Source organism: Sphingomonas floccifaciens (genome assembly GCF_042681125.1).
Classification (GTDB): domain Bacteria; phylum Pseudomonadota; class Alphaproteobacteria; order Sphingomonadales; family Sphingomonadaceae; genus Sphingomonas; species Sphingomonas floccifaciens.
The window spans coordinates 69,993-77,497 of record NZ_JBHUFC010000025.1 but is presented as its reverse complement, the minus strand read 5'-3'; the positions used below and the strand labels follow the sequence as shown (position 1 = coordinate 77,497).

8 protein-coding genes are annotated in these 7,505 nt (G+C 68.1%); 5 read left to right on the top strand and 3 right to left on the bottom strand.

Translation table 11 applies throughout. The features are described 5' to 3' along the window. Positions 1-30: 30 nt before the first annotated feature. On the bottom strand, positions 31-1,047 hold the full coding sequence (locus ACFSC3_RS19740) for a DUF1176 domain-containing protein (protein WP_380942002.1): 1,017 nt from the start codon (positions 1,045-1,047) through the stop codon (positions 31-33). A 63-nt stretch (positions 1,048-1,110) separates the two neighbouring features. Here ACFSC3_RS19740 and gluQRS point away from each other — a divergent pair, with 63 nt between their 5' ends. Genes gluQRS through egtD form a run of 5 tightly spaced genes read left to right on the top strand, consistent with a single transcriptional unit; the run spans position 1,111 to position 5,184 of the window. After that, positions 1,111-2,067: a tRNA glutamyl-Q(34) synthetase GluQRS gene (gluQRS, locus tag ACFSC3_RS19735; protein ID WP_380942000.1), complete on the top strand. Its 957-nt coding sequence runs from the start codon at positions 1,111-1,113 to the stop codon at positions 2,065-2,067. Positions 2,068-2,076: 9 nt separating this feature from the next. Continuing rightward, a complete protein-coding gene (locus ACFSC3_RS19730; RefSeq protein WP_380941999.1) occupies positions 2,077-2,310 on the top strand; it encodes a twin transmembrane helix small protein in 234 nt (77 codons plus the stop codon). A 31-nt stretch (positions 2,311-2,341) separates the two neighbouring features. Next, positions 2,342-2,896, top strand: coding sequence for a cob(I)yrinic acid a,c-diamide adenosyltransferase (locus ACFSC3_RS19725; RefSeq protein WP_380941997.1), 555 nt, complete (start codon positions 2,342-2,344; stop codon positions 2,894-2,896). Positions 2,897-2,945: 49 nt separating this feature from the next. Further along, on the top strand, positions 2,946-4,205 hold the full coding sequence (gene egtB / locus ACFSC3_RS19720; protein WP_380941995.1) for an ergothioneine biosynthesis protein EgtB: 1,260 nt from the start codon (positions 2,946-2,948) through the stop codon (positions 4,203-4,205). Between the two features lies 1 nt (position 4,206). Next, complete coding sequence (egtD, locus tag ACFSC3_RS19715) at positions 4,207-5,184, top strand: L-histidine N(alpha)-methyltransferase (RefSeq protein ID WP_380941993.1); 978 nt, start codon at positions 4,207-4,209, stop codon at positions 5,182-5,184. Positions 5,185-5,353: 169 nt separating this feature from the next. On the opposite strand, the gene ACFSC3_RS19710 is transcribed toward egtD, so the two are convergent. Then, the gene (locus tag ACFSC3_RS19710; protein ID WP_380941991.1) at positions 5,354-6,205 is read right to left on the bottom strand and encodes an IclR family transcriptional regulator; all 852 of its coding nucleotides are present in this window, start codon (positions 6,203-6,205) and stop codon (positions 5,354-5,356) included. 10 nt (positions 6,206-6,215) lie between these two features. After that, complete coding sequence (gene fucP / locus ACFSC3_RS19705) at positions 6,216-7,496, bottom strand: L-fucose:H+ symporter permease (protein ID WP_380941989.1); 1,281 nt, start codon at positions 7,494-7,496, stop codon at positions 6,216-6,218. Between the last annotated feature and the right edge of the window lie 9 nt (positions 7,497-7,505).

The following is a 7,505-nucleotide window of genomic DNA, read 5'->3' as shown; positions in this document are numbered from 1 at the left end:
TGGCGCTGCCGGCGGTGGTTGCTGGCGGCGCTACCTCCGCCGCACCGTCGCGCGCCAGGTCGTGGCGAGCCCGGTGTTGCCGCGGCATTCGCTCATTTGGGCCTTTTCGGTCAGCCGCAGGCGGGTGCCGTCCCAGACGAAGCTCTGCCAGAACCCGCAGTCGCCGATCCCGCGCCCCTTGGCATAGCTGGTCACCACGCCCGTCTCGAACCCGGCGTTGACGAGCATCGCGGGGCCCTTCGTCGTCGTACCGTCGCCGAAGCCGGTCGGCACATCGGCGCGGGCCGGGGCGACCTTTCCGCCCTGCAGTACGAAGGCGGCGGCGGTGAGGTTATAGGCACCCGCCGAACAGGGCAGGAGCACCAGCGTCGCTCCACCGCCCAGTGCATGCACTTCGGGCGAACTGTCGCCCGCGAAACCTTCGAGATCGCAGTCGGCGGCCTTGCGCATCGCGGCGACCTGCGCTGCGGTCGGCTTGGCCGCCACGCCGGCGGGCGTCAGCGCGGACACGACCGGAAGCGCCGGGGCGGGGGGAACCCGTGACGCCGGGACGCTGCCCTTGGCGACCGCCGCGGTGATCGTCCCGACACGGCCTTGATGCGCGTCGATGTAGCGCAGCGCCGCCGATGCGCCCTTCAGGCTCAGCGTCGACTCGGGCTTGCCGGCAGCGTTCAGCACCTGAAGAGCCCGGCCGTTCGCCATCGCCCCGACGATGGCAGCGGCAGGCGCGCCGTCATACTCGACCGTGCCGGCAGCAAGCCGCTTGCCATCGACCGCCAGCCCCCGCGCGCGACCATCCTCCGGCTCCACGGTCACACGAAATCCGATATCGCCGCCGGCCTCCCGCACGATCAGAAGCGTCGTCGGCGGCGGCGCAAACGCATCCTCCGGCGCCAGCGACAGCATCATGCAGCGATTGGCGTTGTCGCAGCCCACCGTCCAGTCGCCGAAGGTCTTCATCGCCCCCGGCTTGGGCGCGGCTTGCGCCCATGCGGTCACCGGCAGCATTGCGAACGACAGGGCGAGCAGGAATGCGGCGCGGGACATGGCAGCAGGCTAATGGGCGTCCGCCACATCGACAAGTCGCCACCCGAGCGCCATCTGTGCGCCATGGCCGCGCCCGTCGTCACCCGCTTCGCCCCCAGCCCGACCGGGCGGCTGCACCTGGGCCACGCCTATTCCGCGGCGCTCGCGCACCGTTTCGCGCGGGAGCGGGGCGGGCGGTTCCTGCTGCGCATCGAGGATATCGACGGCACGCGCAGCCGCGAGGAGCATGTCGCGGGAATCGTCGAGGATTTGATCTGGCTCGGGCTCGACTGGGACGTACCGGTGATGCGCCAGTCGGTGCGACTGGCGTTGTACGATGCCGCGCTCGACCGGTTGCGGGCGATGGGGCTGCTATACCGCTGCGTCTGCACGCGCGCGGATATCGCCGCGAGCCTCGCGGCGCCGCACGGGCCGTCGGGCGCGATCTATCCGGGGACGTGCCGCGGCCGCGATATTGACCCGAGTTTGCCGCATTGCTGGCGGCTGGATGTGGCGAAGGCTCTGAAGATCCTCCCCGGCACGGGGAGGGGGACCGCCGCCGAAGACGGTGGTGGAGGGGGTGGGCCGCAAAGGGTTTCGCTCGCGCAGCCCCCCCTCCATGCTGCGCATGGCCCCCTTCCCCGTGCCGGGGAGGATTTGTGGTGGCACGACGCGACCGCCGGCTGGGTTCGTGCCGACCCTGCCGCCCACGGCGACGTCGTGCTCGCGCGCAAGGACGCGCCTGCGAGCTATCACCTCGCGGTCACCGTCGACGATGCGGCGCAAGGGGTGACCGACATCGTTCGCGGCGTCGACCTGTTCGACAGTACGCATGTCCATCGGCTGCTCCAGGCTCTGCTCGACCTGCCGACGCCCGCCTATCATCACCACTCGTTGCTGACCGATGCCTCGGGCGAACGCCTCGCCAAGCGCAACGGCGCACCGACGCTGGCGGCTTTGCGCGAGGGCGGGGCGGACGGGCCGGCGTTGGTACGCGATCTGCTCTCCGGGCGCCTTCCCAACACGCTTCCGACACCCTAAATACCCTCCATGAACACGTTTCTCGCCCTGGCCCTGATTGCGGCGATGATCGCCACGGTCGTCGCGCTCGTTCGCGGCATCGTCACCTTCCTCAAGACGACGGAGGAAGAGTTGAAGGCCGGGCCGGACGGGCCGACCGCATCGCAGACGCGATCGAACAAAATGATGCAGTTCCGCATCTTCTTCCAGGCGATCGCGGTGCTGATCGTTGTCGTCATCCTGTTCGCCGCCGGACGGACCTGAGCGCACCTGCTTCAAGGCGTGGCTGATTGTCATGGTCAAGCTCAACCGCATCTATACCCGCACCGGCGACTCGGGCACGACCGGTCTGGTCGACGGCAGCCGCGTGTCCAAGGCCGATCCGCGGATGGAAGCGATCGGCGACGTGGACGAGGCGAACTCGGCGATCGGCGTCGCGCGCACTGCGATCGAGGGCGGGCCGGTCGCGGAGGAACTTGCGCGTATCCAGAACGACATGTTCGACCTCGGCGCCGACCTGGCCACGCCGGGCGATATCCCCGGCGCGCTGCGGGTGACGGCCGCGCAGGTCGAGCGGCTCGAACGGGCGATCGACACGCTGAACGCCGAGCTGGAACCGCTGACCAGCTTCATCCTGCCCGGCGGCGTGCCGGCAGCGGCACACCTGCATCTTGCGCGCGCCATCGTGCGGCGGACCGAACGCGCGGTCGTCGCGCTTGCCGGCGGGGCGGAGGTTGCCGCTCCGGTCCTCGCCTATGTCAATCGCCTGTCGGACTATCTGTTCGTTGCCGGACGGTGGGTGAACCAAAAAGGCGCTGCGGACGTTCTGTGGGTGCCCGGGGGTTCCTGAACCTAGGTTGCTGATCTGGCGACCCTGCCCGCGGGAGGAAGGATCGCCCATGCCTCTCGCTCCGGTGCCGGCGGTAACCGCCGATGCCACCCGCGCTCTATTCGAGCATGTCCGCGCGTTGAGCGAGGCTTTGGTCGCACCGTTGAGCGATGCCGATGCGACCGTGCAGTCGATGCCCGACGCGTCGCCCGCGAAATGGCATCTGGCGCATACGACATGGTTCTTCGAGACCTTCGTGCTGCGCGATTACGTCGCCGACTATCGCCTATTCGACGCCCGTTTCCCGTTCCTTTTCAACAGCTATTACGAAGCCGAGGGCGCCCGCCACGCGCGCGACCGCCGTGGCATGATCACGCGGCCGTCGCTCGACGAGGTGCTGGCCTATCGTGCCGCCGTGACCGCGGCCGTCGTCGCGGCTTGGCCGAGCCTGTCGACCGATGCGCGACAACTGGTCGAGCTTGGGTGCCATCATGAGCAGCAGCATCAGGAACTGCTGCTGACCGACATCCTCCACCTGTTTTCCTGCAACCCGTGCGAACCGGCGATCTGGCCAGCCGAGCGTAAGGTGCCCGTCGCGATGCCGGGGCCGATCGGCTGGCTGGCGAGCGAGGAGCGGGTGGTCGAGGTCGGTCACGACGGCACCGGCTTCGCGTTCGATTGCGAAGGCCCCCGCCACCGCGCGCTGGTGCCCGCCCATGCCATCGCCAACCGCACCGTCACCAACGGCGAATGGGCCGCCTTCGTCGCAGATGGCGGTTATAGCGACGCGCGCCTGTGGCTGAGCGACGGCTGGGCCTGGGTGAAGGCCGAACGGATCATCGCGCCGCTCTATTGGGAAGCGACCGACGGAGCATGGACACGCTTCGGACTGGACGGTCGCCGCCCGATCGACCCCGCCGCCCCGGTGACGCACATCAGCTTCTACGAAGCGGACGCCTATGCCAGCTGGGCCGGGGCGCGCCTGCCGACCGAGTTCGAATGGGAAGCCGCCGCCGCGCCCCATGCGGCTGACGTCGGCAATTTCTTGGACCACGCCGGACCGGTTGAGCCGCGTCCGGCGGTTTCCGCGCCGGGCTTCTTCGGCGATGTCTGGGAATGGACCGGCAGCGCCTACCGGCCCTATCCCGGCTTCGCCGCGGCCGAGGGCGCGGTCGGCGAATATAACGGCAAGTTCATGAACGGCCAGTTCGTCCTGCGCGGCGGATCGTGCGCGACGCCGCGCGGTCATGCGCGGGCGAGCTACCGCAACTTCTTCCCACCCCATCAGCGCTGGCAGTTCACCGGCGTCCGCCTAGCGAAAGACCTCTGAGATGCTGAAACAGGAAATCGAGGACGGTCAGGCGTCGCTCGCCGATCCGCAGTTCCGCCACGACGTGCTGACCGGCCTTGCGTTGCGCCCGCGCGCCATCCCCGCGCGCTGGTTCTATGATCGGCGCGGGTCGGAGCTGTTCGAAGAAATCACCGAACTTCCCGAATATTACCCGACGCGAACCGAAATCGCGATCCTGGCCGACAGCTGCGCCGATCTGGCGCGGCGCGTTCCGGCGGGGTGCGCGGTGGTCGAATTCGGCTCCGGCTCGTCGACCAAGACGCCCGCGCTGCTCGATTGCGTGAAGCCCGCCGCCTATGTGCCGATCGACATCTCCGGCGACTTCCTTCGCGACAGTGCCAACGTCATCGCGCAGAAGTTTCCGGATATCGCCGTCGCCCCGTTGGAGGGGGATTTCACCAAGCCGCTGAAGCTGCCGGCCGGAGTCGGCGGGCTGACGAAGCTCGGTTTCTTCCCCGGCTCGACCATCGGCAATATGCTGGCGGCGGGTGCGGTCGACCTGCTGCGGTCGATGCGCGCGTCGCTCGGCGAAGGGTCGCTGCTGCTGATCGGGATCGATCGGATCAAGGGCGAGGAGGTGCTGGTCCCCGCCTATGACGATGCGGCGGGCGTGACGGCGGCGTTCAACCTCAACCTGCTGGAGCGCATCAATCGCGAGCTCGACGGCACGATCCCGGTCGAGCATTTTCGCCACCGCGCGATCTGGAACGACGACCGCGCGCGGATCGAGATGCATCTGGAAGCGACGCGCAACGTCGACTTCACGGTGGAAGGGCGGCCCTTCTCGATCGCGAAGGGCGAGACGATCCACACCGAGAACAGCCACAAATACGGCCCGCGTGACGCCCGCCTGTTGCTGCGTGGCGGTGGCTGGACGCCGGTGGCGGAATGGACCGATGCGGAGGGGAAGTTCGCGCTGATCCTTGCGGAGGCTCAGGCCGAGCGGCGCGCGCCGTAACCTACTGTCGCCTCCAAGCCGGCGTCACGTTGCACAGAAGGACGTGATTCATCTGATCCGTTCGCCCGGAGCTTGTCGAAGGGCCGTTCTGCGATACGCCCGCTATGGACTCGCGGCACGAAGTACGGTGCTTCGACAAGCTCAGCACGAACGGGGGAGGGTGGTGCGCTTAACCCCCGACTGCCCGCCGCTTCTTGGTTGGTGCCGCGACCGACAGCGTGGGCACGAAGTCCTCCGCTCCCCGGTCGTACCAGCCGAGCGCGGTCGAGATGCTCGCCGCGGTCGCCTTCAGCGCCTCCAGCGCCTCCGCCTGCGTACAATGCGGCGCGCCGTCGATCGCCTCCAGGAACGGGATCGTCAGCGCAGCGACGACCTGGCCGTCGAAGCCGAAGACCGGGCAGCTGATGTCCGACACGCCGGCCATGCGTGCGCTGGGGATCGATTCATGGCCTTGTGCGCGGACCCGATCCAGCCGACTACGCAGCGTCGCGCCGCCCTTCGCGCCATCGAGCAACGCGGCGCGCTCCACATCGCCGGAAAAGGCGAGCAGGACGTGCCCCGAGCAACTCGACGCGAGGTCGACCGACGTGCCCAGGCGCACCGCGAAGCCGGTCTGGCCGGGGCTTTCCTGGCGCAATACGACCAGCCCCTGCGACCCGTTGATGACGACCAGATGGCAGGATTGCTCCACCCGCGCGGCGAGCGCGTGCATATGGGGGCCTGCGACATGCGTCAGTTCCTGCGCGGGCGTCGCACGATGCGCGACCTCCAACAGCTTGTACGTCACGCGGTAGCGATCGCTGGCCGGGTCCTTGTGCAGCCAGCCACGACGGTCGAGCACGACGACGACGCGGAACAACTCGCTGATCGACCGGCCCATGCGCGTCGCCATCTCGCCGATCGACAGCCCCGACGGCTCGGTGCCGAGCAATTCGATGACATCGATGCCCTTCTCCAGCGCGGGCGCGGAATAGGCGGGGGTCTTTGCGTCCTCGCGCGGTGCGGTCTTTCGGCCTGTCATTCGTAGGAAGCTAGTGGATCGGCAGTGGGTTGTCATCGCCGATACGCGTGTCGGCGTCCCGCCCTGCAACGACCGCGAAGACGAGCACGACCAGGAAGGCGAGGCCGGGCACCAGCATCGCCATGTTGATGCCGGCGCGGTCGGAGACGAAGCCCATCGCCGCGGTGACCGCAGCACCGCCGATGATCGCCATGATGATCAGCGACGACCCCGCCTTGCGCAGCGGTCCCAATCCTTCGACGCCGAGTGCGAAGATCGTCGGGAACTGGATCGAGAGGAAGAAGCTGGCCGACACCAGCATCAACAGCCCCGCCGTCCCGCCGATCAGCGCGGCGGCAAGCGCCAGCGTAAGGGCTGCGGTCGCGAACAGCGCGAGCAGCCGGGCAGGCGGAATCCGGCCCATCAGCGCGGTTCCGATGAACCGACCGATGCCGAACAGCAGCAGGCTGGCGAAGAGATAATCGGCCGCGGTGCGCTCAATCATCCCGGGCACATTATATTGCGCGTAGCGGATCGTGTAGCTCCACAGCCCGACCTGCGCGCCGACGTAGAAGAACTGCGCGACCGCCGCGAACAGCAGGCGCGGGTGGCGGAAGACATGGGCGAAGGGCGGCTTGGCATCCTCGCCCGCTTCGGTCCGGGCGTCGGGGAAGCGGATGATCGCTGCGGCCAGCGCGAAGGCCAGCACGACCAGTCCGATCACGAGATAGGGCGCCTGCACCGCCTGCGTCTCGGTGCGGTAGAAAACCTCGCGCGCGGCCGGCGTCATCGCCGCGATCGCGCCCTCGTCATGCGCGATTTCCGACAGGATGAAATATTTGCCGATCAGTACGCCCGTCAGCGTGCCCACCGGGTTCGCCGCCTGCGCCCAATTCAGCCGCCGCGCCGCGGTGCGCGGATCGCCAAGCTCGGTCATCAGCGGGTTGGCCGAGGTTTCGAGGAAGGCGAGGCCCGAGGCGATCACGAACAGCGCGGCGAGGAAATATCGATACTCGCCGTAATGCGCCGCCGGATAGAACAGCAACGCGCCGGCCGCATAGAGCAGCAGTCCGGTAACGATCGCCGCCTTGTACCCGCGCGCCCGCACCAGCATCGCGGCGGGGATCGCTAGGCAGAAATAGCCGAGGTAGAAGGCCTGCTGGACGAAGCTGGTCTCGAAGTCGGAGAGGGTAAACGCCTTCTTGAACTGGGCGATCAGGATGTCGTTCAGGTTGTTCGCCATCCCCCACAGGAAGAACAGCGACACCGTCAGGATGATCGCCGGTGCGTAACTGCGCGCCTTGCCGGTCATTTTGCCCCT

Excerpts from the sequence above, each read along its gene's own strand:
- egtB (WP_380941995.1), top strand. The coding sequence starts at position 2,946 with ATGCCTCTCGCTCCGGTGCCGGCGGTAACCGCCGATGCCACCCGCGCT.
- gluQRS (WP_380942000.1), top strand. The coding sequence starts at position 1,111 with ATGGCCGCGCCCGTCGTCACCCGCTTCGCCCCCAGCCCGACCGGGCGG.
- ACFSC3_RS19740 (WP_380942002.1), bottom strand. The coding sequence starts at position 1,047 with ATGTCCCGCGCCGCATTCCTGCTCGCCCTGTCGTTCGCAATGCTGCCG.
- ACFSC3_RS19725 (WP_380941997.1), top strand. The coding sequence starts at position 2,342 with ATGGTCAAGCTCAACCGCATCTATACCCGCACCGGCGACTCGGGCACG.
- fucP (WP_380941989.1), bottom strand. The coding sequence starts at position 7,496 with ATGACCGGCAAGGCGCGCAGTTACGCACCGGCGATCATCCTGACGGTG.
- ACFSC3_RS19710 (WP_380941991.1), bottom strand. The coding sequence starts at position 6,205 with ATGACAGGCCGAAAGACCGCACCGCGCGAGGACGCAAAGACCCCCGCC.
- ACFSC3_RS19730 (WP_380941999.1), top strand. The coding sequence starts at position 2,077 with ATGAACACGTTTCTCGCCCTGGCCCTGATTGCGGCGATGATCGCCACG.
- egtD (WP_380941993.1), top strand. The coding sequence starts at position 4,207 with ATGCTGAAACAGGAAATCGAGGACGGTCAGGCGTCGCTCGCCGATCCG.